The sequence below is a fragment of the Streptomyces sp. NBC_01478 genome, from assembly GCF_036227225.1.
Taxonomy (GTDB): Bacteria; Actinomycetota; Actinomycetes; order Streptomycetales; family Streptomycetaceae; genus Streptomyces.
In genome coordinates, this window is record NZ_CP109444.1 from 11,240,290 (window position 1) to 11,266,908 (window position 26,619).

21 protein-coding genes are annotated in these 26,619 nt (G+C 69.9%); 6 read left to right on the top strand and 15 right to left on the bottom strand.

The genetic code is table 11. The features are described 5' to 3' along the window. Positions 1–16: 16 nt before the first annotated feature. From OG223_RS49930 to OG223_RS49960, 7 genes are all read right to left on the bottom strand, one after another. Positions 17–2,998: a glycoside hydrolase family 2 TIM barrel-domain containing protein gene (locus tag OG223_RS49930; RefSeq protein WP_329264143.1), complete on the bottom strand. Its 2,982-nt coding sequence runs from the start codon at positions 2,996–2,998 to the stop codon at positions 17–19. A 57-nt stretch (positions 2,999–3,055) separates the two neighbouring features. Further along, positions 3,056–5,794, bottom strand: a complete 2,739-nt coding sequence (locus OG223_RS49935; RefSeq protein WP_329264145.1) for an alpha-mannosidase — start codon at positions 5,792–5,794, stop codon at positions 3,056–3,058. 29 nt (positions 5,795–5,823) lie between these two features. Next, positions 5,824–6,630, bottom strand: a complete 807-nt coding sequence (locus OG223_RS49940) for a carbohydrate ABC transporter permease (protein ID WP_443073879.1) — start codon at positions 6,628–6,630, stop codon at positions 5,824–5,826. Positions 6,631–6,677: 47 nt separating this feature from the next. Further along, complete coding sequence (locus tag OG223_RS49945; RefSeq protein ID WP_329264148.1) at positions 6,678–7,625, bottom strand: carbohydrate ABC transporter permease; 948 nt, start codon at positions 7,623–7,625, stop codon at positions 6,678–6,680. A 7-nt stretch (positions 7,626–7,632) separates the two neighbouring features. Further along, positions 7,633–8,967 (bottom strand): ABC transporter substrate-binding protein, encoded by a 1,335-nt coding sequence (locus tag OG223_RS49950; RefSeq protein ID WP_329264150.1) that lies wholly within the window; start codon positions 8,965–8,967, stop codon positions 7,633–7,635. Between the two features lie 256 nt (positions 8,968–9,223). Then, the gene (locus OG223_RS49955; RefSeq protein ID WP_329264152.1) at positions 9,224–10,231 is read right to left on the bottom strand and encodes a LacI family DNA-binding transcriptional regulator; all 1,008 of its coding nucleotides are present in this window, start codon (positions 10,229–10,231) and stop codon (positions 9,224–9,226) included. Between the two features lie 885 nt (positions 10,232–11,116). Beyond that, positions 11,117–12,370 (bottom strand): ROK family transcriptional regulator, encoded by a 1,254-nt coding sequence (locus tag OG223_RS49960; RefSeq protein ID WP_329264154.1) that lies wholly within the window; start codon positions 12,368–12,370, stop codon positions 11,117–11,119. 139 nt (positions 12,371–12,509) lie between these two features. Here OG223_RS49960 and OG223_RS49965 point away from each other — a divergent pair, with 139 nt between their 5' ends. From OG223_RS49965 to OG223_RS49975, 3 genes are all read left to right on the top strand, one after another. Further along, positions 12,510–13,796, top strand: coding sequence for an MFS transporter (locus tag OG223_RS49965; RefSeq protein ID WP_329264156.1), 1,287 nt, complete (start codon positions 12,510–12,512; stop codon positions 13,794–13,796). A 63-nt stretch (positions 13,797–13,859) separates the two neighbouring features. Next, positions 13,860–15,296, top strand: coding sequence for a carboxylesterase/lipase family protein (locus OG223_RS49970; RefSeq protein ID WP_329264158.1), 1,437 nt, complete (start codon positions 13,860–13,862; stop codon positions 15,294–15,296). Between the two features lie 199 nt (positions 15,297–15,495). After that, positions 15,496–16,083 carry a hypothetical protein gene (locus OG223_RS49975; protein ID WP_329264160.1) on the top strand — a complete coding sequence of 196 codons (588 nt, stop codon included), beginning with the start codon at positions 15,496–15,498 and terminating at the stop codon, positions 16,081–16,083. Between the two features lie 31 nt (positions 16,084–16,114). Here the strand turns inward: OG223_RS49975 and OG223_RS49980 are convergent, their stop codons facing one another. After that, on the bottom strand, positions 16,115–16,936 hold the full coding sequence (locus OG223_RS49980) for a class I SAM-dependent methyltransferase (protein WP_329264161.1): 822 nt from the start codon (positions 16,934–16,936) through the stop codon (positions 16,115–16,117). 139 nt (positions 16,937–17,075) lie between these two features. Further along, positions 17,076–18,230: a PucR family transcriptional regulator gene (locus OG223_RS49985; RefSeq protein ID WP_329264163.1), complete on the bottom strand. Its 1,155-nt coding sequence runs from the start codon at positions 18,228–18,230 to the stop codon at positions 17,076–17,078. A 319-nt stretch (positions 18,231–18,549) separates the two neighbouring features. On the opposite strand from OG223_RS49985, the gene OG223_RS49990 reads away from it, so the two are divergent. Further along, positions 18,550–19,326, top strand: coding sequence for an ornithine cyclodeaminase family protein (locus OG223_RS49990; protein ID WP_329264165.1), 777 nt, complete (start codon positions 18,550–18,552; stop codon positions 19,324–19,326). 301 nt (positions 19,327–19,627) lie between these two features. Next, complete coding sequence (locus OG223_RS49995) at positions 19,628–20,194, top strand: dihydrofolate reductase family protein (RefSeq protein WP_329264167.1); 567 nt, start codon at positions 19,628–19,630, stop codon at positions 20,192–20,194. 159 nt (positions 20,195–20,353) lie between these two features. Here OG223_RS49995 and OG223_RS50000 read toward each other — a convergent pair whose 3' ends face one another. Next, complete coding sequence (locus OG223_RS50000; RefSeq protein WP_329264169.1) at positions 20,354–21,067, bottom strand: hypothetical protein; 714 nt, start codon at positions 21,065–21,067, stop codon at positions 20,354–20,356. 500 nt (positions 21,068–21,567) lie between these two features. Continuing rightward, positions 21,568–22,149 carry an HD domain-containing protein gene (locus OG223_RS50005; RefSeq protein ID WP_329264171.1) on the bottom strand — a complete coding sequence of 194 codons (582 nt, stop codon included), beginning with the start codon at positions 22,147–22,149 and terminating at the stop codon, positions 21,568–21,570. A gap of 131 nt (positions 22,150–22,280) precedes the next feature. On the opposite strand from OG223_RS50005, the gene OG223_RS50010 reads away from it, so the two are divergent. Further along, complete coding sequence (locus tag OG223_RS50010) at positions 22,281–23,018, top strand: AraC family transcriptional regulator (RefSeq protein WP_329264173.1); 738 nt, start codon at positions 22,281–22,283, stop codon at positions 23,016–23,018. Here OG223_RS50010 and OG223_RS50015 read toward each other — a convergent pair. Genes OG223_RS50015 through OG223_RS50030 form a run of 4 tightly spaced genes read right to left on the bottom strand, consistent with a single transcriptional unit; the run spans position 22,975 to position 26,617 of the window. After that, positions 22,975–24,006, bottom strand: coding sequence for a LacI family DNA-binding transcriptional regulator (locus OG223_RS50015; RefSeq protein WP_329264176.1), 1,032 nt, complete (start codon positions 24,004–24,006; stop codon positions 22,975–22,977). The two genes, OG223_RS50010 and OG223_RS50015, sit on opposite strands and share 44 nt — an antisense overlap. A 9-nt stretch (positions 24,007–24,015) precedes the next feature. Further along, positions 24,016–24,711: a nucleoside/nucleotide kinase family protein gene (locus OG223_RS50020; protein ID WP_329264178.1), complete on the bottom strand. Its 696-nt coding sequence runs from the start codon at positions 24,709–24,711 to the stop codon at positions 24,016–24,018. Beyond that, entirely contained in the window at positions 24,708–25,604 is an 897-nt protein-coding gene (locus tag OG223_RS50025) for an ATP-binding cassette domain-containing protein (protein ID WP_443073815.1), read from the bottom strand. The genes OG223_RS50020 and OG223_RS50025 overlap by 4 nt, the downstream gene beginning before the upstream one ends. Next, positions 25,601–26,617 (bottom strand): ABC transporter permease, encoded by a 1,017-nt coding sequence (locus OG223_RS50030; protein ID WP_329264179.1) that lies wholly within the window; start codon positions 26,615–26,617, stop codon positions 25,601–25,603. Before OG223_RS50030 ends, OG223_RS50025 begins: the two co-directional genes overlap by 4 nt. Positions 26,618–26,619 lie beyond the last annotated feature (2 nt).

A 26,619-nucleotide genomic window follows, 5' to 3' on the forward strand; every position in this document is an offset into this window, starting at 1 on the left:
CCTCAGCGGTACCGACTCAGCGCGGTGCGGTGATCCGGAGCCTGATCGTCCGGGATTCCGGGCGCAGCGCGAACGCGGGCCACACGTCCGGACCGCAGGCCCGGGAGCCGAGGCCGTGCTGGGCGGCGTCGACGATCAGCCGGCTCGTCGTCGATTGCGGCAGCTCGAAGGGGTGCCCGGCCCGGGCGATCTCCTGCGGGGTGTGGCGGCTGAGCGTGAAGCCGGGGCGGCGCCCGTGGGTGTCGGGGAGTGCCACGATGTGCAGCACTTCGGTGTCGCCGCTGGTCAGCGCCAGTCGGCGCAGTTCGGAGCGGTGACCGGTCTCCTGCGGCCGCGCGTAGTCGACCGAGAGATCGCCGACGCTGGACGCGAAACGGCCGGTGCGGGCCGCGCGGACACTGTCGGGGTAGGACTCCAGCGGGCCCAGACCGAACCACTCGGCGCCGTCGACCGGAGCCGTGCCGTCGGGCAGATCGAAGCGGACCCCGATCCGCGGCCACACCGTCTGCCAGTTGCGCGAGGGCTGGATCTCCACCCGCAGTTCCACCTCGCCGTCGCTCTCCCGCGACCAGACGGACTCCACCAGCACCGACAGACCCGAGTCGGCGGCCGCGACCTTGTCGACCGTGCGCAGCGCGTCCCCGGTCTGCTCCACGGACACCCGACGCGAGGTCAGCCGGTCGAGTCCGTCGCGCAGCCACAGCTCGGCGTTGGAGACCCCGGCGACGTTCGCGTCGCTCTCCGCGACATCACCCCAGGCGCCCTTGTCGTTGTCGGTCGGCGCCCGGAACAGCTCCAACCGCGGCCCTGCCACGGGACGTTCGCCGAGCCGTACGAGAGATCCGCCGGCGAACTCGGCGATGCCGAGCGTGAAGGTCCCGTCGCCGGCCCTCCAGTCGAACCGTGCACGGGCAGCGGGCACCGGACGGCGAATGGACCGGTCCAGTTGGGCGGTCGCGACGACATGGCCCTCGGGTGCCCAAGGAGTTCCGGTCGCCAGCTCGGCGTCGATCGTCAGCCAGGTCTCGGCGTCCGGCGACACCGGGACCGTCGGCAGGGACACCCGGCCCGAGTCGCCCGCCGCGACGAGGGGGACCTCCAACTCCCCTGATTCCACCGGCACTCCGTCGTGCTCGACCCGCCAGCGGAAGCGCAGGTCGGAGGTGTCGGTCGTGTGCCGGAGGTTGGAGATCGCGACCCCGTCGCCGTCGAAGGCGAACTGCACCGGCGCCACGACCGCCTTGAACTCATGGAGGCTCGGCGTCGGCACGTCGTCGCTCAACACCATGCCGTCCATCACGAAGTTGCCGTCGTGGACGACCTCGCCGAAGTCGCCGCCGTACGCGTAGTACGGCGTCCCGTCCGGGGTCGTGGCCAGGATGCCGTGGTCGCGCCACTCCCAGACGAAGCCGCCGTGCAGGCGCGGAAACTCGTGCACCAGTGCCTCGTACTGGTCGAACGCGCCCGGCCCGTTGCCCATCGCGTGCGCGTACTCGCACAGCAGGAACGGCTTGGTGCGCTGCCGGGCGCCCTGTGCGGGCGTGCAGTTGAGCAGCGGGGCGCGGGAGCCGTCGGTGCCGATCTGCTCGGTCTCCAGCACGGACGCGTACATGCGGGAGTAGACGTCGGTGTACTCGCCGGCGTGGTCGCCCTCGTAGTGCACGGGGCGTTCGGCGTCGCGGGCGTGGACCCACGCCGACATCGCGGCGAGGTTGCTGCCGGTGCCCGCCTCGTTGCCGAGCGACCAGATCACGATGCTGGGATGGTTCTTGTCCCGCTCGACCGTGCGCTGGACGCGGTCGAGGTACGCCTCGCGCCAGGCCGGGTCGTCACTGGGATTGCCGACCCAGCCGACCTTGTCGAAGCCGTGCGTCTCCAGATCGCATTCGAGGATCACCCAGAACCCGAGCTCGTCGGCGAGGTCGAGCAGCCGGGGATGCGGCGGGTAGTGGCTGGTGCGGATCGCGTTGACGTTGAACCGCTTCATGAGGGCCAGGTCCTCGCGGGCGTGCTCCTCGTCGAAGACCCGGCCGCGCTCGGGGTGGGTCTCGTGCCGGTTCACCCCGTGGAAGACCACCCGGCGACCGTTGACCAGGAACTGGTCCCCGCGGATCTCGACCGTGCGGAAACCCACCCGCAGGGTGACGGTCTCCGCGGCCGTCGACACCGTGGCGTCGTACAGACGGGGCAGCTCGGCCGACCAGGGTTCCACCTCGGCGAGGTCGAGCGGGGCCACGTCGTCCGGCGTCGCCCAGACCTGCTCGACGCCCAGCTCGGGGAGGCGCAGGGTGACCGGGAACGCCGTGGCGTCGGCGACGACCTCGGCCTCGATCCGCCCGCGCCCGTGGTCGAAGCCCGTGCGCAGCCAGACGTCCTCGATGCCCCCGGCCGGGCGGGCGATCAGGGTGACATCGCGGAAGATGCCCGGCAGCCACCACTGGTCCTGGTCCTCGACGTAACTGGCCGCCGACCACTGGTGCACCCGTACGGCGACGACGTTCTCGCCCGTGCGTACGGCGTCCGTCACGTCGAATTCGTGGGCGAGCCGGCTGCCGCTCGCGCCGCCGATCTCGACGCCGTTGACCCACACCCGGAACAGGGACTCGACACCGTCGAAGCGCAGCACGACCCGCTCGGCGTCCGACCAGTCGGGGGGGACGTCGAAGGCGCGGCGGTAGTCGCCGGTCGGGTTCTCGTCCGGGACGTACGGCGGGTCGATCGGGAACGGGAACTGGATGTTCGTGTAGATCGGGCGGCCGTACGCGCCGTCACCCTCCAGCACCCAGTGGGAGGGCACCGGGATGCTGTCCCAGCCGTGGGCGTCGAAGCCCTCGGCCGCGAAGTCCTCCGCCGCCGACGGCGTGGGGGACAGGCGGAAACGCCAAGGCCCGTTCAGGGAAAGGGACTTCGCGTCGGAGTGCAGCCACGAACGCGCCGGGCGCAGGGCGCCACGCCCGGGTGCGAGGTCGGAAACATGGGGGGAGAACTCGGGAAGCACGAGGTCACAACGCTTTCGTGAGAGCAGAACGGGCGTATTGCATTCGATCATGGCGGCCTACCGGAGCACGAGGCTGTGGATCTCCCATGGACCGAGGACGAGGTCGAGCTCGCCCTGGACCGGGGACTGGGAGATCGTCCGGCCCAGCAGATCGACGGTGGCGGCCTCGGTGAACGCCCCCGTCACCCGGACCGCCGTCGACGCTCTGTCGCTCATCGCGGTCAGCCGTACCTCGGTGCCGGGTCCGTGCTCGTCGTCGGTGACACGGTGGACGGCCGAGACGAGGACGTCCTTCCCGTCGACCCGCAACCCGGTGGTGTCGGGCGGCAGTCGAGCCCCGGCGGGCGCGGTCCCACGAGCGACCAGTACGTCGCCGCGGAACTCCTCGGCGAGAGCGACCGCGTTCGCGCCGCGCCAGCCGGTCTTTCTCGTCGAGGGCACGACGGCGAACCGGTTCTCGATCCGCATCCCGAGGTCCTGCGCACCGGGTACGGGGATCTCGCTCGCCGCCGGTTCGTCGCGCAGGGGATGGATGTTGACACTGATCGAGCCGATCGCGCGCAGCAGCGTGATCGCGAGTTCGGAGCCCTCGCCGACCAGTTCGTACTCGCTGGAGTGGTCGAGCAGGACGGTGGCGGCACCGGCCGACACGAAGGCATCGGCCGGGAAGGTCGGCAGCGGATACTCGCCCCAGCCGCCCTCGGCGGTCAACCCGCGCTCGGTGACGGCGAATTGACCGGCCGAGGCGGAGGTCGTCACCGGCTCGGGCAGCGGTACGTGCAAGCGCAGCCGGTGGTCGGCGGACTGGTTGAGGAACGACGTGGAGACCCGCACGAACGACTCGCCCACGCGCACCTCCACGAGTGTCTCCACCGGCGTCGGCACGGTCCGCTCGCCGCGCACATCGCGGTCGGCGGAGAGGGCGGCCGGCCACGCGTAGACACGGGTGACCCGCAGCCGCGCACGCAATGGACCGTTCTCGACGAGCTCGACGGTGACGTCCGTCGGCTCCGACACGAGGACGTCGTGCGCCGGAGGAGCGTAGTTGTAGCTGTCGCCCCGGTCCCCGCCGTCGACGAGCCGGCCGACTCCGTACAGCACGGTGCCGTCGGAGCCGGTGACGTCCAGGGTGCCGTCGGCGGCGACCGCGACCTCGACCAGACCGTTGGACAGGGAGCGGTCCGTCGCCGTAGCGGGATCGTGCGACGGTACGGCGACGGAGGCGCGGTCGCCCGGCCCGACCCGGAAGGACGCGAGCCCGGAAGCGGGAACGCGCACGGGGACGAGGGCGGTGGCCCGGGCCTCCTCCAGCGTCAGGACCCGCCAGTCACCCGGATGTGCGGCCGCCGCCGCGGCGACCTCGCGGCGCAGGATCAACAGGTCGAAGGGGCCGCTGGTCGGCACCTCGGCGAGGTGGAACACGAGGGCGCCGGGGGTGAGTTCGTAGTGGTCGATCTGGCGGCCGAAGAGCTCGCGGCGGTGGATACGGCGCAGGACGCGTTCGAGCTGCGAGGCGTCCATGTGCTCGTCGCTGAGGACGGTCGGAGCCTCGGAGACCAACTGCACGGGGGCCGTGGAGCCGTCGGCGGTGGTCGCGACGAGCGCGCCGCCCTCGGGCGGGGCCACGACGTCCACCTCGACCAGCACCGAACGGTCGAACGGCAGCGGGTTGGCGACCAGATGACCGTCGCCCGGCACCCGGGCGGCGGGCCCGGAGAGCGCCGCGTCCCGTACGGCACGCGCCGTCTGCGCGGCTTCGGCGAGCCGTGCGGCGACCTGGTCGCAGGTCTCGTCGGTGCCGGAGCCGACGACCGAGTCGTGCGCGGTCGACTCGATGATCTTGTGCCAGGCAAGGTCCAGGAACGGCGAGTCGTCGCGCCAGGACCACAGGGCGTTCATGCGCTCGGCGTGGTCGATCGTGCGCTCCGCGAGCGCCATCCGCTGCTTGAGCCCGAGCCGCACCGAGAGCACGCCCGGGAGGATGTTGCCGCGCACATGACTGCGCAGCTCACCGGTGACGACGGCGGACACCTCGTCACGGACGTGCTTGCGGAGGTATTCGTCGAGGGTGGCGACGGTGATCGCCCGGCCCGCGTCGGCGGCTTGCCGCAGCCAGGACGCGAGTTGGGGGTCGGGTGCGTTGTGGTCGGTGCCGGCCATCGCCAACACCGGGTCGCCGCCCCACCGTTCGGCCGTCATCTCCGCGTAGTCGCCGAGCGCGCGGCCGATCCGGCCGGGTACCAGCAGGACGTCGAGGCCGTTGTCGTAGCCGTCGAAGAGGAACTCGGTACGCACCTGGGAGCCGTCCGGCGCCCGCCAGTCGAAGGCGTGGCCCTCGACGGAGCCGGGCACCCCGCGCCACAGCGCCGCGTGTTCGATGCCGGCGCGGGCGAGGATCTGCGGCATCTGCGCGATGTGGCCGAACATGTCCGGCAGATAGCCGATCGGCATCGCGCCACCCAGCTCGGCCGCGGCCGCCCAGCCCATCCGCAGATTACGGACGATGGTCTCGCCGGAGCAGAGGAACTCGTCGAGCAGGATCAGCCACGGCCCGACCGCCAGCCGGCCCTCGCCGACCAGGGCCGCGACACGCTCGCGGTTCTCCGGCCGCATCTCCAAGTAGTCCTCGATCGCGGCCATCTGACCGTCGACGGTGAACCGGAAGTCCGGGTCCGACTCCGCCGTCTCCAGCACGGTGTCGAGGGCGGCGACGAGCCGGTGCCGGAACACCTGGAAGGGCTCGTACCACTCCCGGTCCCAGTGGAAATGGGGCACGAAGACAGCGGAGTCGGTCATGGCGGGAGACACCTTCTGTGCGGGGACGGTCACTTGAGGGAACCGGCGGCGAGACCGGTGCGCCAGAACCGCTGGAGCAGGATGAACAGGATGATCACGGGCACGATCGACACCAACGACCCGGTGATGACGGACTCCTGGAGCAGCGGGGCGCGGGCGGTCTGGCCGTTCCACTCGTACAGGCCGAGCGTGATCGGGAAGAGCGACTCCTTCTGCAGCATCACCATCGGCAGGAAGAAGTTGTTCCAGATGGCGACGAACTGGAACAGGAAGATCGTCACCAGCGACGGCGTCATCAGCTTGAACGCCACCGAGAAGAACGTGCGGAACTCACCCGCCCCGTCCAGCCGTGCCGACTCCAACAGCTCTTGCGGAACGGCCGCGTTGGCGAAGATCCGCGCGAGATAGACACCGAACGGGCTGACGATGCTGGGCAGGAACACCGCGAAGTACGTGTTGACGATCCCGGTCGCCGAGAACAGCAGGAACAGCGGGAGCGCCAGCGCGGTGGTCGGGACCAGGACACCGCCAAGGATCACGGAGAACAGGAACTCCCGTCCCCGGAACCGGAACTTGGCGAGCGCGTAGCCGCACAGCGCCGAGATCAGCGTTCCCACGGCCGCACCCAGCACGGCGTAGATCACGGTGTTGAGGGCCCAGCGGCCGAAGATGCCGTCGCTGCGGGTGAACAGGACCCGCAGGTTCTCGAACAGGTTGAAGTGCGAGAACGCCAGGCCGTTGGTGGCGGCGAGGTCGCCCTGCGGCTTGGTGGAGGCGACGATCAGGAAGTAGATCGGCAGCAGGAAGTAGATCGCCAGCAGCAGCATCAGCGCCATCGCGGCGGTACGGCTGACCTGGCTCTCACGGTTGACGGATCGGTTGGTCACAGGCCGGCCCTCTTCGACGTCAGTCGCATGAACCCGAAGCTCAGGACGAAGGTGATGACGGCGATGACCACGGAGATCGCCGCGGCCTGCTGGTAGTTGTTCCCGGAGGCCACCGCGTAGGCGAGCATGTTCGGCGTGAACGTGCTGGAGATGTTCGAGGAGATCTGCCGCAGCACGGCCGGCTCGGCGTAGAGCTGGAGCGTGCCGATGATCGAGAACACCGTGGTGAGGACGATCGACGGGGCGATGATCGGGACCTTGATCCGCCACGCGATGGCCCAGTTGCTCGCGCCGTCGAGCTTGGCGGCCTCGTACAGCTCCTGCGGGATCGACTGCAGCGCCGAGAACATGATCAGCATGTTGTAGCCGGTCCACAGCCACGTGGAGATGTTCGCCGCCGACCAGAGCACCGCGCCCGGCCCGAGGAAGTCGGGCTTGAGTCCGATGTCGTTCAACAGGTCGACGACGGGGCTGAGTTGGGGCGAGTAGAGGTACGACCACATGATCGCGGCGATGACACCGGGCACCGCGTACGGCATGAACGCGGCGATGCGGAAGGCGGACTTGAGCCGCAGCAGGGGAGTGTCGAGGAGCAGCGCGATGACCAGCGCGACGAACAGCATCACCGGCACCTGCACGATGCCGAACAGCCCGATGCGTCCGATGCTGGACCAGAACTCGTCGTTCTGGAAGACCTTCCCGTACTGCTCGAAGCCGCCGAAGGTCGTGTACGAGGTGCCGTACTGACCGCCGGTGCGGCGCACGACGCGGACGCTCTGCCACAGCGCGTAGCCGACCGGCACCAGGTAGAACAGCACGAACGGGAGGAAGAAGGGGATCACGAACGCGAAGATGGTGCCCGCCCGGGGGCCACCGCCGTTGAGACGGCGGCGGCCCCCGGGTGACCGCACCACGCGTGTCGCGCGGGTTGCGATGTCGGTCATTGCGCGGTCACTTGCCCGCCGCGGCCGGGATCGCCTGGTCCTTCATGGACTTCAGCGCGGCCGCCTGCGCCGCCGCCAGCGCGTCGCTGAGCGTGCCGTCACCGGCCGCCGCCTTGGCCATCGCGTCCTGCAGCGCGAGGTTCACCGTCTTCTGTGTGGGTCCCCAGGCGAAGCTGGTGTTGATCTTCTTGGACGAGGCGGCGAAGACGTCGAAGATCTTCTCGTTGTTGTAGTACGGAACTCCCTTGGACAGCGCGGGCAGTTGGAGCCCCGCGTCGGCCGCCGGGTAGAGGCCGCCCAACTGGTTCTCCAGCGCGAGGGCCTCCGGGTCGGTGTTGAGCCAGGTGTTGAACTTGACCGACTCGTAGAGGTGCTTGCTGCCCTTCATGAACGCGACGGTCGAGCCGCCCCAGTCACCGGAGGCGCCGTCCGAACCCCACGTCGGCATCGGGACGATCGTCCACTTCCCGGCCTGCTTGGGCAGGTTGTCGCGGAACATGCTGTAGCCCCAGGCGGCGCCGATGTAGCTGGCGATCTGGTTCTGCTGGTAGGCGGCGTACATCTGCGTCGAACCGTGGGCGAGATCGGTGCGCACGAGCTTGCCGGAGATCAACTTCTGCCAGTAGTCGGCGACCTGCTTGCTCTGCTGCGACGCGACGGTGACCTGCCACTTGCCGCCGGAGTAGCCGTACATCTGGGAGTCGCTCTGCCAGAGCAGGCCGTTGAACCACTCCGCGTTGTTCGGGTCGAAGAACGTGATGTCGAGCTTCGAGTCCGCCTTGTGCAGCTTCTGCGCGGCGGCCGCGTACTCGTCCCAGGTCGTGGGGATCGCGACGCCGTACTTCTTGAAGATGTCGCTGCGAACATAGAGGGCCATCGGGCCGGTGTCCTGCGGCAGGGCGAACACGCCGGTGTTGCCGAAGCTGGTCTGCGACCAGGTCCACGGCACGAACTTCGACTTGGCGGCGGTGGCGGCCGAGCAGGCGGAGGCGTCCACGAAGGCGCTCTGGGTGCGCAGGTTGGGGAGTTCGTCGTAGCCGACCTGGGCCAGGTCCGGCGCCTTGCCCGCCTTGAGGGCGTTGCCGAGGGTGCCGTACTGGTCGTTGGAGATGTTCTTCGTCTCGACCTGGATGTCCGGGTTCTTCTTGTTCCACAGGGCGACGACCTTGTCCATGCCCGGAACGGTGTTCCAGTACTGGAGGGTGACCTTGCCCTTCGCGGGCGCGCAGGAGGCCGCGGATGTCTTGGCCGACGGCGCGGATGACGAGCATCCGGCGAGTACGGCGACACTGGCGGCCACGGCGACGGCGCCGAGGCGGATGCGCGTGACTGTGCTGCTCATGGTTTCCGTTCCAGACAACGACTAGCGACGGTGCTAGGCGGCTCGATGCTGATCCCTCGGGCGGGATGCCTTCTGGGTGGAAGGGACGTGGGCACACCATTTGTTGCGGGGTCTAAGAGCGTCCCGTGAGCGCTCCCGTGAGCGCTCACGGGACTGCTTGCAAATAGACCTCTTGAAGTGTGTTGCGAATGTTCGGAAGTTTGCGCTCCGGTGCGGGCGGGTGTCAAGACATTCGGACCGGACGCGGGAGCGGCGGTCAGGCGGAGCCGCTCAGCCGCAGTTCGCCCCGCACGACCAGCTCATCGGCGGCAAGCGCTTCCCCTCCCGACAGCAGGCGCGCGACCTGCTCGATGGCGAGTGCGCCGAGCCCGCGGGTGTCCAGGGCGACGCTGCTGAGCGGGGGCTCGACGAGTGCCCCGAGCTGCAGTCCGTCGAAGCCGATGACCGCCAGATCCTGCGGGATCCTGCGGCCGAGCCGGCGGGCCTCGCGCAGGGCGCCGATCGCGATGATGTCGTTGAACGTGAAGACCGCGGTGATGTCGGGGTGGTCGGCGAGCAGGGTCCTGAGCGCCGCTCCGCCGCCGTCGGCCGACTGGTCCGCGCCGACCACCAGGCCGGTCTCGAGGCCGTGCGCCGCCGCGGCCGTCGTGAACCACTCGTGCCGGATGCTCGGTTCGGCACGAGTGTGGTGGTCGAGCATGCCGATCCGGGTGTGCCCCCGCGCGACCAGGTGGGCGACCGCGGCGTGCACCCCCTCCGTGCCGTCGATCCGGATCGCGCTGAACCGCGTGCGCTCCTCCCGGCCGATGAGCACCACCGGCATACCGCGCGTGAACTTCTCCAACTCGCTCTCGGGGCAACTGAAGTAGCCGATGACCGCGTCGACCTGCGAGCTGATCACCTGGAGCGTGCCGAGTTCCTCCTCCGCCCGGTCCCCGGTGTCGTACACGACGACCTGCCAGCCACGGGTCCTGGCCGCCTCCAGCGCGGCGGCGGCGACCTCCGTGAAGAACGGGTTGAGCAGATCGGGGATCACCAGCCCGATCGTCATCGTGTCCTGCCGGACCAGCCCCCGGGCGAACCGGCTCGGCCGGTATCCGAGCGCCCGAGCGGCGTCGAGCACCCGCTGTTTCGTGACGCTGTCGATCTCGTCCTTGTCGTTGAGCGCCCGCGACACGGTCTGCCGGGACACCCCGGCGGACTTGGCGACGTCATTGATCGTGATTTTCCGGGGCTCGGTCCCCGCTGCCGACGGCAGCACCATCGCCCACCTCCCGCTTCTCGCGAACGCCGGTGCGCGCGCAGAGCCCGAGTATGCATGTACGGGGGCGGCGGCACGAAGCTGCGGCTCGGGACGACGGTGCGACGGGGGCGCCGGGGCGAGGTCCGGGGGTCTTCGGCGTGGAGGTCCGTGCGGTGGGGGTGGGCGTGGCTTCGGGCGCGGGTGACGGGGCCGGTTGTCTGTGTCGGCTGGGTGCTGGGGGTGGTCGGAGTGCGGGGGAGTGACGGTCGCAGGTTGGCGCTGATGTGTGTCCGGGTTCCGTGTGCGTGCTTGTGCGGTGGGGTGTTTGCGCGGGCTCCGGGCGCTGGCGACGGGGCGGATCGTCTGCGCTGCTGGGGCGCGGTGGGTGGGGCGGGGTGCGGCGGAGTGCCGGTCTCGGGCTGGCGCTGATGTGTGTTCCGGGCCTTGTGCACGTGTTTGTGCGGCGGGATGTCTGCGCGGGTTCGGGTGTTGGCGGCGGGTGCGGTCGTGTGTGCTGGTGAGGTGGGTCGGGGTGTGGGAGTGCGATGGTGCTGGCCGCCGTGGATGTGAGTTGGGGGGCCTCGCGCTCGCGTCTGTGCGGTGGGATGTCTGCGTGGGTTCGGGGGTCGGCGGCGGGCGTGGTCGTGTGTGCTGGTGGGGTTCGTCGGGTGGGTTGGAGTGCGGCAGCGCTGGGCCGCCGCGGATGTGAGCTGGGCCTTGCGCTCGCGCCTGTGCGGTGGGGCGTCCGCGCGACTTCGGACGACGGTGACGGGTCCGTTCGTCTGTGCTTCCGGGGCTCGTTGAGGGGATCCCGGGTGGATCGAGGCGCGGGAGGGCGACGGCGACCGGCCGCCGCAGACGTGTGCTCCGGGCCTCGCGTACGCGGGATGATCCGCCGCGCAGGTCCTACGGCGACGGCACGGTGACCGGTGCCTGCGGGAGTGCCGGTACGCCGGTGGGATCGTCGAGGAGAGCGTCGCGGCAGGTCTGGAACGCGCCGCGCAGCGTGGCCTCGCCGCCGAGGACGCCGTAGGTGATGGTCGGCTGCGTGGCGGGTGCCAGCGCGCGGCGCCCGGCCAGGCGGGCGTCCAGTCCGGGCCGGAGCCAGGAGGACCAGGTGGCGAGGTATCCGCCGAGGATGATCTCGCCGGCGTCGGTGACCCCGGACACGCCGAGGACGGCGGCTCCCAGCGCGTGCCCGGCCGCGCCGAGCGCGGCGACCGCGTCCGGCTCGCCCGCGCGCAGCCGGCGGTCCAGCTCGGCCAGCGCCGCCTCGCCGCCCTCCGACTCTGCGACATGGTCCAACCCGGCCGCGTGGATGAGGGGTTCGGGGCCGATGTAGGTCGCCAGGCAACCCTGGGTGCCACAACGGCAGTCGGGGCCGTCGAGGGCGATCGGCAGGTGTCCGATCTCGCCCGCCATGCCGTGACTCCCGCTGTGCACACGGCCGTTGACGAGGAGCCCGCCGCCCACACCGGTGTCGGCCTTGATGTAGGCGACGGTGTCGGGGTGCTCCACACCGGCGGCTTCGAGGGCGTGGTACTCGGCCAGGGCCGCCATGTTGGCGTCGTTCACCACGTCGACAGGGCAGTCGAGCAAGGGGAGTTCGGCCGTCACCAGAGCGCGCAGATCGGTACTGCGCCAGCCGAAGTCGATCGCGGCGGCGACCAGTTGGGAGGTCCCGACGACCGGTCCGGCCATGGCCACGGCGAGTTGGGCGAGGTGGGCGTGCGGTGCCACCTCCCGTACCGCCGCCTCGGCCGAGCGCACCACGCAGCCGATCACCGCGGCCAGGGCGCGCGGATCGCCGTACGGGGCGTGGTGGGGCGCCGACTCGCGGTGCAGGACGTGCCCTTGGAAGTCCGCCGCCATGACGTGCACGGACTCCAGGCTCACCTGGGCGGCGAGGATGACCACGCGTTCGGGGACGAGCCCCAGCAGACGCCGGGGGCGGCCCCGGCCGCCGGTCGGCACGGACCCCGCCTCATGGACCAGACCGCGGTCGATGAGCTCCGCGACCAGCGCGGTGACGGTGGCATGCACCAGTCCGGTGCCGACGGCGACCTCGGTACGGGCACACGGGCCGTGGGCGTCGAGGTACCGCAGCACCAGGGCCAGATTGCCGCGTCGTACGTCGGCCGAGTCGGCGGGTGCGTTCACGCGGATGATTGTGCCCCCGCCGGACCGGATCAGGTCAAGGTGGCCAAGATATTATTTTTCGAGCCTTGAAATAAATAATTCCGCGTGGCCATACTCCCGGCACCGGCAACGGTGCCGGTCCGTCCCCGTGGAGGCGTCCTTGTCCGCTTCGACCTCTTCCGCCCCCGCCACCGCCAAAACGGACGACGCCCTGGGCCGCTCCCAGGTCAACGTCCTGATGTGGTCGATGGGCGCGGGATTCGCCGCTCTCTACACCGCTTACGCCGGCCTCGTCGTGGTTCTGCTCCCCGCTCAGATCCAGAACCTCGACGCCGCCGCGAAGGAATCGAACCTCGCCCTGGTGACGATGACCTCGTCGATCGTCACGCTCTTCGCCCAGCCGATCATCGGCGCCATCTCGGACCGGACCCGAGGCCGCCTGGGCCGCCGCACCCCCTGGATGCTGTTCGGCGCCGTCGGCTCGACCCTCTCCCTGCTGGCCATCTCGCACGCCACCACCCTGCTCTGGCTCACGCTGATGTGGGTCGCCGTGCAGGTCCTGCTGAACGTCATCCAGGCCCCGCTCACCGCCGTCATGGCCGACCGTGTCGCTCCCCGCCGGTTCGGTATCGTCTCCGCCTTCGTCGGCCTCGGCTCCAACCTCGGCGCCACACTCGGCGTGATCCTCGCCGCCCGCTACGCCGGACAACTCGGCCTGGGCTACGGCGTCATCGCCGCGGTCGTCCTGGTGACCGTGCTCGCGTTCGTGCTGCTCAACCGGGACCGCACCCGCCCCGAGGCTCCGGGGCCCTTCTCCTGGCGGGAGTTCCTCACCGGCTTCTGGGTCTCACCCCGTCAACACCCCGACTTCGCCTGGGCGTTCGTGGCCCGCATGACGTTCATCCTCGGCTACTGGGGCGTCGCCACCTACCAGCGCTACGCCCTCCAGGACTACGTGGGCCTGGACGCCGACGCCGTGGACAGCGCCCAGCAGTTGATGTCCGTGCTCGCCCTCGTCGGCACCCTCGCCGGCGCGATCCCGGCGGCGAAGATCTCCGACCGCACGGGCCGCCGCAAGATCTTCGTGATCGGCGCGTCGGTCCTGCTCGCCCTGTCCATGGCCATCCCGCTGGTCAGCCCCACCCTGCCCGCGATGTACATGTACGCGCTGGTCAGCGGCATGGGCTTCGGTACGTACATGTCGCTGGACATGGCCCTGATGACCGAGGTCCTGCCCAAGGGCGCGGCGGCCGGCAAGGACCTGGGCATCCTCAACATCGCCACCAACATCCCGCAGGCCCTGGGACCGATCATCGCCTCCGTGCTCATCACCTCGTTCGCCGCGGGCTCCGACAAACTCCCGGGCTACCGTGTCCTGTTCGCCTTCGCCATGGCCGTCGTGCTGATCAGCGCGCTCGCGATCCGGCCGATCAAGGGCGTCAAGTAGCGGGCGGGGCGCGAGACTTCGACCGACATCCATAACCTCCCACCTCCACAAGGAAGTTGCTCCGTGCCCCAGTCCGTACTCGCTGTCACGTCCCAGGGCCCCGTCCTCGGGACGTGGCAGCACACCACCGCCCGCTTCCTCGGCATCCCCTACGCCCAGGCCCCCGTCGGTGAACTCCGCTTCGCCGCCCCGGTCCCGCCCGAGCCGTGGACCGAGCCCCTCGACGCCACCCGGTACGGGCCCACCGCGCAACGCCGCCCCTTCGTCCTCGACGGCCCCACCACCATCCCCGAACCGTCGATACCGGGCGCCGGGGTACTGAACCTCAACGTCTTCACCCCGGATCCGAGCCCGGGCGCCGACCTGCCGGTCCTCGTCTGGATCCACGGCGGCGGCTACGTCGCCGGATCCGCCGCCAGCTCCTGGTACGACGGTTGCGCCTTCGCCCGCGACGGGATCGTCCTCGTGTCCATCGGCTACCGGCTCGGCATCGAGGGCTTCCTCCCCCTCGACGACGCCCCCGACAACCGCGCCGTGCTCGACTGGATCGCCGCGCTGACCTGGGTACGCGACAACATCGAGGCGTTCGGCGGCGACCCCGGAAAGGTCACCATCGCCGGTCAGTCGGCGGGCGGCGGCGCCGTGCAGACCCTGATGGCGACCCCCTCCGCGCACGGGCTGTTCCGCGCCGCGATCTCCCAGTCCGGCGCCATCAGGTCCCCCCAGCACCGCCGCGACGCCCTCACCGACTCGGCCCGCCTCACCGAACGCACCGGCGTCCCCGCCCGCGCCACCGCACTCCGCGACCTCACCGACGACGAACTGCTCGCCCTCCAGGACGCCCTCGCCACACCGGAGGCAGGTCTGACGCTGGCGCCTTTCGCGGACGGGGAGTTGATCCCGGTCCCCGTCCCGGATGCCTTCGCGGACGGCAGCGCAGCCTCCGTACCCCTCCTGCTCGGCTTCACCGAGCGCGAGTTCTGCCCCCAGCCCGGGAGTACGCCAACTCCCGTACCGGCCAAGGCGGTTGAGGCGGTGCTGGCCGGTCACGGTCTGAGCCCCGAGGCCGTGACCGCGTACGCCGCCCTGAGGGAGGGGACGGACCCGGAGGAACGCATGGGCCAGGCCCTCACCGACGCCATCTTCCGCGGCCCGTCCCTCGCCCTCGCCGAGTCCCGCGCCCACCACGAACTGCCCACCTGGCTCTACCACTTCACCTGGGGCAGCGCCGCCCACTGCGTCGAGATCCCCTTCGCCTTCGACCTCCTGGACGCCGAACGCGTCACCGCCGCGACGGGCCCACACCCACCCCAGTCCCTCGCCGACGCGATGCACGCCGCCTGGGTCGCCTTCGTCCGCGACCTGGACCCGGGCCCGAACTGGCCCCGCTACACCGACAAGCGCCGTACGACGATGACGTGGGACGCCGTCCCGGAGGCCCTCGACGACCCGCTGGGCGCCGAACGACGTATCTGGACGACGCCGTCGACCACCCCATGAGTCGGCCGGACTTCCGCCACCGCACCGGGGTGCCCCGTCCGGCGACCTGACCGATGGGCCGCCGGTGCGGGCGTCTCGCCGCTCCAGGCCGCGAAGGACCCGCTCGGCGACCGACACCTCACCGGGGACAGCCGGATCGCACCTATGCTGAGCTGCGACGGAGCGACGGGAGGCGCGGATGCACAAGCACGGCATTCGGATGCCCGCCAGGGTGGCGGCGGCGGTGGTGGTGTCGGTGCTGATCGCCGTGGCGGCATGCGGTCACCAGGACGCGGCGACGAGGGCTCCTTCGGTCGGCGCCTCCCCGGATTCCTCTGATTCCTCCGTGTACGCCGCCGAGTTGGAGAAGAGCGACCTTCCCTGGAGCGGCAGTCCGAGCCCGTACAACGCCGAGGTGAAACTCTCCGACGGCCGCCGCGTGGCCCTGCACTACCGCCGGGGCAAGGGGCTCGTCGAGCAGCACTACAGCCCCCGGGCCAAGGCCTGGACCGAGCCGAAAGTCGTCTACCGCACCCGGACCGACGCCTGCCAGGGCATCCAACTGCGCACCAGGAACGGAACCGTGGCGGTGATCGCCGACTTCGGCTCCTACTGCTACGACGGTGAACCACCGACCGAGTCCATCGCGGCCGTCGGTGTCGGCAACCTGACCGAGTGGAGCGTCAACGTCACGAAGAACTTCGACGGTTGGGAACGGGCCACCGTCTCCGAGGACGGACAGCGGGTGGTCTTCGGGAGCGACCCCACGCTCAACTGGAGCCGGACCAAGGGGTTCGAGGGTCGGTGAGCCCCGATACGGTGACCGAATTCGGCCGCCGTCAGTCCAACTCGGCCCATGCGGCGACGAGTTCCGGCACGTAGACCGTTGCTTGAACCTCCGTGCACGCGCGCGACATGCGGGCACGCAAGGTGTCGAGGTCCGCTTCCTCGGCGGTGGTGATGCCGCCGCGTTCCATCACCGGCAGGAGACTGCGTGCCGACTCGGCGATCAGGGTCACCGCGGCCGAGTCGGGGCCGCCCGTGGGCACGGCGACCGCCACACGGGGATCGGACAGCCCCGAAAGCCTCAGCACATGGGCGAGGCGCTCACCCATGTCGGGGTCGCGGCCACCTTCCCTGAGCGCCGCGCAGATCCACTCCACGCTCCGCGTCACCAGTGGAACGTCGGGGACGGCGCGGGTCCTTGAGATGTTGAAGTCCTGGAATGTGACGACGCCACCACGACGCACTAACCCTGTCAGTGCTTTCACGGTCCCTATCGGATCGTCGAGGTGAATCAGGATCAGCCGTCCCACCACGGCGTCGAAGGACCCGGATGTGTCGAGATCGGCGAGATCACCCTGTTCGAAGGCGATGTTCTCGAAAGGGGACGCGGCCGCGTTGTCGCGTGCCCGCGCCAGGACCCCCGGTTCCCGGTCGACACCGAGGACTCGGCCGCTCGGGCCGACGATACGCGCGGCGCAGAGCGACACTTCCCCCGTACCGCAGCCGACGTCGAGGACGTGCATTCCCTCCTTCAACCCCGCTGTCCGCAACAGATATTCGGTGTGGCGGTCGTACAGAGAAGCCTGCATTCCGAGCCGGTCCGCCTCTTCGGAGGTATTTCCCATCACATAGGAACCGGGGTCTTTGTCTGCCATTCCTGATCCATTCCATTGCTTGAGGCATGCCCTGAGCGCGGCACGTCATCAATTACGGAGTGTAGGAATCGCCCGGTGGGCAGTCTTCGGCGCGATCATGGAGTGGGCGGGCGGATCTCTGTGGATTCCACAGTCGGGGTCAGCCTGTGATGCCGACGACCGAGCGGAGCAGGCCGGTGAAGGTGCGCGGATCGGTTCCGGTGAGCTTGTGCCACTGGCCGAGCCGGTAGGCCACCGTGTTGGGGTGGATCCGGAGCGCGTCGGCGGCGTGCGCGAGCGACAGCCCGGCGTCGGCGAAGGCGAGGACGGTCTCCGCCAACTGGGGCTGCTCGCCCGCGATCCGGCGGACGTCGGCGAACAGGGGAAGCAGCCGGTCCCGGCTGTCGACGAGGCTCGCCCGCAGCCAGACCTCCTCGAACGACGTGGCGCGGCCCCCTTGTCCGGCGACCACGAGGGCGCGCTCGGCGTCGGTGATGCTCATCTCCGCGCCGGCGAGTCCGGGCCGTCGGAGGCCGACGCCCACGGGTGCGTCGTCGCCAGCCAGTTTGATCACCCGGGTGACGAGGTCGGCCGGGTCCGCGCGTTGTGCGACGGCCACCATCAGTTGCCCGCTCAGACCGCAGGAGACTCTGCCGGGAACCTGCTGTGCCGCGCGTTGCAGCAGACCCAGGCGCCCTTCCGCGGCCCACACGGAGGCCGGAGTGCACAGGGCCTGGAACTCGCCGTCCGGGTCGAAGCCCAGCTCGCGGGCGATCTCGGCGGTCTGCTCGCGAGGTGCCCCACCGGTGCGGAGCAGTTCCAGGAAGCGTTGACGCAGACCGGCTTCGCGCCCGTACCGCGCGCCGGCCTCGTCCGCGTAGACGTCCGCTACGACGCCGCTCATCGCCTGGACCCACAACCACAGCGGCGCGACCAGCTCGATCGCGGTGTCCTCGGCCGCCGTACCGCGCGCCACGTCGCGCAGTTCGTCCCACAGCCCGCGGGCGACGAGGTGAAAGGTCGCGAGCACGTCCTGGGCGGGCAGACCGTAGTACGCCCTTCTGCGGGACGCGGACTGCACCTCCAGCAGTTGCTCGGCCGTCGGCTCCACACCGAGGGCGAGCCCGCGCAGCACGGCGCCGAGCCGGACACGCACCGTCTCGCGCTGCTCGGCCAGCGGCATGACCGCGTAGGAGGGGATCTCCCGCCTGATGTCGTCGGTGAACCCGTTGCTGAGCTCCTCGATGCGGGACTGCAGCGACTCGCACAGCAGGCGCAGCGGATCCCCGTCCGGTCGTACCGCGGAGAATGTCACGCCCGACACTGTCGAATCGACAACGATCCCCTGTCAAGCGTGCCCGCCCACGGTGACGGGAACGGGGCGGGCGGGGAACGGGGCCGTATACAGGTCGTCACGTGGCCGGCGGGCCCGTTCCTGGTGTGGTGGTATTCGTCGAGCGGGCGCCGGAGACGATGAGAAGAAGTCACGGCTGCGATGCGGAGAGGGTCCGGGGGCTCTGACGCGCCTGAGAACCGTGATCGGAGAAACACAGCTCGGGGATTTTCTGAAGGCTCGACGTTCTCACTTCCGTCCTCAGGACGTGGGGTGACCACGTACGGGGAGCGGCGGCGCGATGCCGGGATACGTTTCGGGCCTCGGTCTGGCCGCCAAGCTGGTGTCGGTCTTCGCCGTGCCCGGGCGGACAGGAGGCAGTGCGCACAGGGGAGTTGTAGCGCTGTTCGACGAACACGACGGCCGCCCGCTCGCGTTGATGGACGCCGAGCCGGTCACCGCCGTGCGCACTGCCGCCGTCGCGACGATCGCCATGAGGGCGCTGGCACGCCCTCACCCGGACCGGATCGCCGTACTGGGTACGGGAGTTCAGGCCCGCGCCCAGGTCGAACTCCTCGCGACGTTCGACGCCGACGCTCCTCTCGTCGTAGGCGGGCAGGACCCCGCCCGGCGGCTCGCGGAGCTGCACCCGAGCGCCTCCGCGGGATCGGTGGAGGAGGCTGCCCGGGGGGCCGATGTCGTGTTCTGCTGCACCAGCGTCCGCGAACCCGTGCTCGATCCGTCGTGGCCGGCCAAGGGCGCTCACATCGGCTCCGTCGGCGGTTCCCACGGCCACGAACTCGCCCCCGATACCGTCCGCGCCGGATCTCTCTTCGTCGAATGGCCGGGTGCCGCTGCCTCGGCTCCGCCGGCCGGGGCCCACGAACTGCAGGGCATCCCGTCACACCGGATCACCCTCCTCGGCTCGGTCCTCGACGGCCGTCATCCCGGCCGTCGTGAGCCCGCCGAGCTGACGGTCTTCAAGTCGACGGGGCACGCAGCGCTCGACGTTGCCGCGGCGGCCGTGGTCCACGATGTCGCCCGTGCTCGCGGCATGGGTACGGCTCTGGGGTTGTAGCGTCACCAGCGCCCTGTGCCGTGACCTCGTCGTCGGCCGGACCGCGGGTCGTCGCGCCCCTCTCGCAGGGTCTCGCCGCCGATGACGTGTCGATCTTCTGTGACCTGCTGGTTGTCTGGTGTCTCACCGCGATGTCACCCAAGATCAGTCTCAGTTCGATGCCATTTCCTCGGCGGAACAGTGAGTCTGCGGCTGAGCCACCGAGTACGAGGAGTGCATGTGAGCTCAGGTCGCGCACCGATGAGTTTCGCGTGCCGTGCCGGTCTGTACGCGTGAGACCGACTTACGGAAGGCTGGCGCCATGCGGAAACTGATCTACGGCATGAACCTGACTCTGGACGGCTACATCGCGGCGCCCGGTGACGACATCGGCTGGGGCGGACCGCCGAGCGACGAGCTGTTCCGGTTCTGGTCGGACCAGTTGCAGGCGACCGACCTGTCGCTGTACGGGCGCAAGCTGTGGCAGACGATGAGCTCCCACTGGCCGACCGGCGACCAGCAGCCGGGCGCCACCCCGGCGGAGATCGAGTTCGCGCGCCGCTGGCGGGACATGTCGAAGGTGGTGTTCTCCTCGACGATCGACAAGGTCGACTGGAACACCCGCCTGGTAACCGGCGACGCGGTTGCCGAGATCACCCGGCTCAAGGCCGAGGACGGCGGCCCGATGGACATCGGCGGCGCGACGCTCGCCGGGGCGGCCATGCGCGCCGGGCTGATCGACGAGTACGTGCTGGCCACCGCGCCGGTCCTGGTGGGCGGCGGCACACCGTTCTTCATCGCGCTGGACAACTGGGTGAACCTGAACCTGGTGGAGACGCGGACGTTTCCCGGCGGTGTGATCCTGACCAGGTACGAGACGAGGCGCTGAGCGCCAGTCCGGGATGCACGGGCCATATGCTCCGCGGGTGACACCCCCTGGGTGACCCGGACTACCGCCCGATTCAACGTCCAGAGTTCTCACCGAAGGTGGCAGTTTCTGGGCCAGGTCGAAAAAAATCGGGCCCGGGCGGCCCTGGAGCTGGTCTGGTTACTGGCCGTGCAGCCAGATCCGCAGCGGACCGACCGGCTCGAAGCCATGCTGGACGGCTGCCGCCAGGGCGTCGCCCTGCTCGTAACCGACCACCGGCAGGGTGGGGAACAGCCACGTGACTGCGTCCAGTACGACCGGCCAGGCCGCGTCGGGGCCGCCGCCCAGCGCGAAGACATTGGAGATTCCGACCGCTTGGTCGCTGCGGCTGGCCACCGCGCCGGTGACCACGCGGCCGTCGGCGGACTTCCCGGCGAGCACGAAGGTGGCGGGGTCGTCGAGTAGTTCGGGCTGGAAGAGGTCCGCGTTGCCATCCTCATCGTCCCAGGCGAGCGCCCAGGCGTGCAGCATGTCCGGGTCGCCCGCCACGTCCCAGGCGAGATCCGACGCGGGGGCGGGCGCACTCGCCGGGCGGTGGATCCATTGCGCCTCGAACAGCACCTGGAAGCCGGCCTCCGTCAGGTCGAGGTCGGCGAAGCTGTCCTTGACGGAGGCGCCGGGTGCGGCGGTGTCGATCCGGGACACCAACGCGGCTCGGTCGGCGCCCGGTACCAGCGTCACCGCGTCGGGGTAATACAGCGGCGTGCGAGACGGAGCGGCCCAGGCATGTGCCCCGAACTCGCCCGCCAAGCCGTGTGATCGGCTCATCGCCGCGCACCACTCGGCGTTGTTGCGGGCGGCGGCCCGGACCAGGAGCTGCTTAGGAGTCGTCACGAGTGCGGATCATGACGAATCTGGCCCGGCCCGTCGAACGATTTTCCGTTGCCCCCAAGAGGGACGCTCCGTCCGAAAGCCCGTCAGCCAACCGCTTGGGAATTACGGGCTCGTCGGCAAGGGCATCTGATCGGGAGCGATAGCGAGACGCCGTGCCGCATCGGCGGGCAGGCGGCTGTGGCCTCGCCAGTGCGGGGAGGCGAACAGGCGGGTGAGGACGACGGCTTCGGGATAGGTGGCCAGTTCGATCCGGGATGCGGACGGACGGTGAGGATCGCCGCACGGGTCCTCGCCCAGCAGGTTGAGTCGGCGGTTCCAACGCTGCTGCGGCGGTGTGCTGCCGACCTCATTGGTGAACCACTTGGTCAGGCGGTCGCGGGCATCGACGTAGGCCAGCGCGGTGGAGGGGTGGGTGCCCCGACGGACGATCCGCTGATGTCGGCGGTTGGCCCGAAGAACCTCGGGCAGTCGTGTGAGATTGTGCTGCTCGTCTCTTCTCGTCAGCCGCCGGCTTGCCTGAGCAGTTCGGCCGCGATGGTGAAGGGTGGTGCCGCCTTCGGGGACTTCCGGGCGTGGTTGACGATGGCCGCCTGGAGCGTGTGGTCGTCGGGCGACCGTGGGTAGGCGAGACGCACGGGCTTCTGCACCTCGGGGGACAGCTCTGTGAAGCGGCCACCGTCGGTGAAGACGCCCTTGTGGGTCAGGTAGGTCAGCAGGCCCATGCGGTCGGCGAGGCCGAGCGAGCTGTGCAGGGCGATGGCTTCCCAGACCCGGCTGATGTCGTCGTCGGGGATCCCGTGCTCGGCCAGCAGCTTCGCGGCGAGGTCCGCGCCTTCGACCTCGAAGCGGGCATTGCCCTCGGCGAGCGTCCCCAGCCCGAGGTCGTGCATGACCGTGGCCGCGAACAGAAGGCCCTCGTCGTACGCCGCATCGGTCAGCAGGCCTTCCTGCCGAGCGGTCAGCCGTGCGAAGTAGAAGCTGCGCAGGCTGTGTTCGGCGATCTGCCGGTCCACCGTCCCGTGCAGCACCGCGAGGGCCGCGTCGGCGACGTCACCGGTCGGTACAGCCAGAGGATCGTCCATGACCAGAACGTAAGCCACCGCCACCGCCCACAAAAGTGGCCCGAAAGACTGCCTCCGCTACGATTGGGCCATGATCGCCAATGGCGTGGCCATGTCCCTGCGTCATCACGTTCGTACTGAGCCTGCCCGGCGTGCTGCTCCTTGAGCTGGGCATCGCGGCGCAGATCTTCTCGATGGACCCGCACTACGAGCTGACGGGTGCGGCGTGGGAGCCGGTCCTGTCCGTGGCCCACTCGGGGCTCTACGTCACGGGTGCAGCCGGCCTTTGTGCGCTCGCGAAGGCAGACACTGTTGTCGGCTCCGGAGCGTTCGCCCTGGCGGCCGATGGGTCTTCTCGACGGAAGGGCCGCTACGACCCATTGGCAGGTGTCCGACCGGCTTCAAATGCAAGGGCGCGGTTGCTGGTGGCGCCGCCCCAACGCCCCGGCGGCCAGGCGCAATACACTGACCAGCTCCGCAGTCGGCCGAGCAGCCAGGAACTCGCCACCGTTCGGGACTGGATGCTCGACAACATGGCAGCGCCGATTACCGTCGACGATCTCGCCGCACATGCCTGCATGGCTCGGCGCACCCTGGTCCGCCGCTATCGCGAAGAGACCGGGACCTCCCCCATGGCATGGCTGGCCGACGCACGTATCGACCGTGCGCCTGACCGGAATCGGGAATCCAGCGTCTATGCGTGCGGCCTTCCACAGACGTGTCGGGACGTCACCTCAGGAGTACCGCGCTCTTTACCGGCAGAAGGCGCGAGCGGGCGAGACCGCCTATCCACTTCTCCGACAGCTTGCAGTTCGCGTGAATGTGCCAGGCGCGAGGCCGTGGTCGTCAGGATTCGGAAGGCGGGCAGCCGCAGGATTCGCGGTGCATGAACGTCGGGTTGATGGTGACCTTGCGCGGTGGCAGCGCGGGGGAGGCGATCCGGGACAGGGCCATGGAGACGGCCTGTTCACCGATGGACAGGGCGGGTTGGGCCATGGCGGTCAGCCGCGGGTGGAAGAGGTCGGCCCATTCGAAGTCGTCGAAGGACACGAGGGCCATGTCACCCGGAACCGCCAGACCCACGTCGCGTAGAGCACGCATGGCGCCGATCGTCATGCGGTTGTTGCCCACGACCAGGGCTGTGGGGGGCTCGGGGAGAGACAGGAGTTGTCCGATGGCGGCTGCTGCGCCTTCTTCGCTGGAGTCACCGTCCGCTTCGTAGGACGGGTCGGCGTCGATGCTGTTGCGGCGCAGGCCGAGCCGGTAGCCGTCGAGGCGTTCAAGAGTGGTGGTGAGGCCGTCACGTCCGGTGATCATGGCGATGCGGGTGTGTCCGACGGATGCCAGATGGTCCACGAGGATCGCGGTGGGTTCGGTGTTGTCGACGGCGACCTGGTCGATGGCCGCGGGAACGAAGCGGTCGATGGCGATGACGGGGACATCGACCTTGTCGGCGTACCGGATGGCCTGGGCCCCGTCGCCGGAGGCGGCCAGGATGATCGCGCTGACCCTGCGGCGCAGCAGCTCGCTGACCGCCTTGATCTCCGTGTCGGCGTCGTCGTGGGTGTCCGCCATCAGTACCGAGTACCCGGCGGCCGAGGCGTCCCGGTCGATGCCGTGGACGACGTTGCTGAAGTAGGGGTTGGACAGGGCGGACATGGCCAGGCCTATGGTCCCGTAGCCCGTACTGTCCAGGGCGCGGGCGACCGGATCGGGGACGTAGCCGGTCTCGGCGACGGCATCCAGCACCACGCGTACCGTCGCCGGGGCGACCGGCCGGGTCTTGTTGAGCACATGGGACACCGTCGATACGGATACGCCCGCCCGACGGGCCACATCGGACATGGTGGGTGTCTGTCGGGGTGCTCTGCCTGCCATGTCCGGATCTTATCCAAGCTCACTGAGCACGAGATCCGCCCGTGGGACGGTGCTGCGGATCAGTGAACTGGTGTCCTCGTCGACTCCCAGGGTCTTCGCGCGGGCGGCCTCAGCGGTGAAGCCGTAGCTGATGTAGCGGCGGGTGAGCCGCTCGCGCCGGGGCTCGGGGAGGGCGTCCAGGAACCAGCTCTCGTCCAGCAGGTCCTTGATCCGAAGCCAGGGATCCCGCGTGGCCAGCAGGAAGTTGCCGTCGACGACGACCAGCCGGTGGTGCGCCGCGACTTCGATCGCTCCTGCCACGGCGTCCTCGAGGTCGCGGTCGAATTCCGGCCACCACACGGTGTGTTCGGTTTCGGCACGCGTACGGCGCAGGAGGGCGACGAAGCCGTCGGCGTCGAAGGTGTCGATCGTGCCCTTCCTGGCTGACTGTCCCCGGGCCTCGATGATTTTGTGGGCGAGATGGAATCCGTCCATGGACACCGCCACCGCCAGCCCCGGCTGCTCCTTCTCCAGCCGGGCCAGGAGCTGTTCGGCGAACGTGGACTTCCCCGCGCCGGGCTCGCCGACGATGCCGAGGAGCGCCCGGCCGTCGCGGGCGAGGTGCAGGGCCCGCTCGGTGAGCGCGTCCGGGGAGGGACTGCCGTAGAGCGGGGTGCTGCTCGGGCCGGTTTCACCGTCGGTGCGGTTGCTGCCGGTGATCGTCATTCGGGGGACTCCGACGGGTGGTGGGAGGCGGGCTTCTCCTCGGGCATGTGCTGAGTCGTGCTCTCCAGGAGTGTGCCGTCGGCTTCCATGCGCAGTGCACCGGTCATCAGGCCCACCACTTCGGTCATCGTGCACGTCTCGGGCGAGACCACGGCGACGCGCCTGCCCAGACGGTGCACATGGATGCGGTCGGCGATCTCGAAGACCTGCGGCATGTCGTGGCTGATGAGGACGACGGGGACGCCCCGGTCGCGGATTCGGGCGATGAGGTCCAGGACCTGACGGGACTCCCGCACGCCGAGGGCCGCGGTCGGCTCGTCCATGATGATCAGCCGGGTGCCGAACATGGCCGCCCGAGCTACCGCCACCGCCTGCCGCTGGCCACCGGACAGGGTGCCGACGAGCTGGGTGATGTCCTGGATGGTGGCGATGCCGAGCCGGTCGAGCTGCTCGGCGGCCTGCGTGCGCATCTTCTTGTGGTCGAGCATGCGCAGTCCCGAGCCCAGGAAGCCCTCACGGCGCAGGGGCCGGCCGAGGAAGAGATTCGTGGCGATGTCCATCTGCGGGGCGACGGCGAGGGTCTGGTAGACGGTCTCGATGCCTGCCGCGCGTGCGTCGCGCGGCCCGTGGAAGTGGACCGGCCGGCCGTCCAGTTCGATGGTTCCCGCGTCCGGGACGAGGGCTCCGGTGAGGGCCTTGATCAGGCTCGACTTGCCCGCACCGTTGTCCCCGACGACGGCGAGGACCTCACCGGCGCGGATCTCGAAGTCGGACTCGCTGATGGCCACGACATTGCCGTAGCGCTTGACCAGTCCGCTCGCGCTCATCACCACGTCGGCGGTGTGCGGCGCGGGTGCCTGGGCGGATGCGGCGTCGGATCGGGGCTGGTTCATGCTGCCCTCCTGCGGACGACCCGGTCGACCGCGACGGCGACGATGACCAGGATGCCCGTGGCGACCTGCTGGTAGAGGCTGTCGATGCCGGCCTGGGTCAACCCGTTGGTGAGGACGGTGACGACCAGGGCGCCCAGTACGGTGCCGGGGATGCCGCCGCGCCCGCCGAAGAGACTGGTGCCGCCGATCACCACGGCGGTGATGCTGTCCAGGTTGCCGGTCTGGAAGGCGTTCGGGTCGGCGTTGGGGATGCGGCCGAGTGCCTGCCAGGCGGCGATGGCGTAGACGAACCCGGCCAGCACGTACACGCTCAGCAGGGTGCGCCGGGTGTTGATGCCGGTCAGCCTGGCGGCTTCCTCGTCGTCGCCGACGGCGTAGACGTTGCGGCCCCAGGAGGTCTGGGTGAGCAGGAACCACAGACCGACGATCAGGACGATCGCCACGCCCATGCCGTAGGTGACCTCGATCTGGCCGAACAGGTAGGAGCGCTTGCCCAGGAAGGTCAGCACACCCGAGGAGACGGCGAAGCTCTCGCCGTTGGCGAACAACTGGCCGGTCGCGGTCAGCACGCTGAGGACGCCGAGGGTGACGATGAAGGGAGGCAGTCGCAGCCGGGTCACCAACGTGCCGGACACGGCACCGACGGCCGTGCACAGCAGGACACCGACGAGGAGGGCGAGGCCCCCGGGCATGGAGTGCTGGCCGAGCTTGGCGATGACGAGGGTGCCCAGGACCATGATGGCCGCGTTGGCCAGGTCGATGCCGGCGGTGAGGATGATGAGGGTCTGGCCGAGGGCGAGCGTGCCGACGACCAGGAACTGCTCCACGATCAGCGACCCGTTGTCGAGGTTGAAGAACGTGTCGGTGGTCAGCGCGAACACGATCACGGCGATGACCAGCGCGGCCAGCGGGCCCGCCGCCGCGTTGCCGATAAGTCGCGCGAGCAGGGACTTGGCCGGGGGCCGGGCGGTGGGGGCCTCGGGCGTCGTGGGGGAGGTGTGCGTGGTGGTCACGG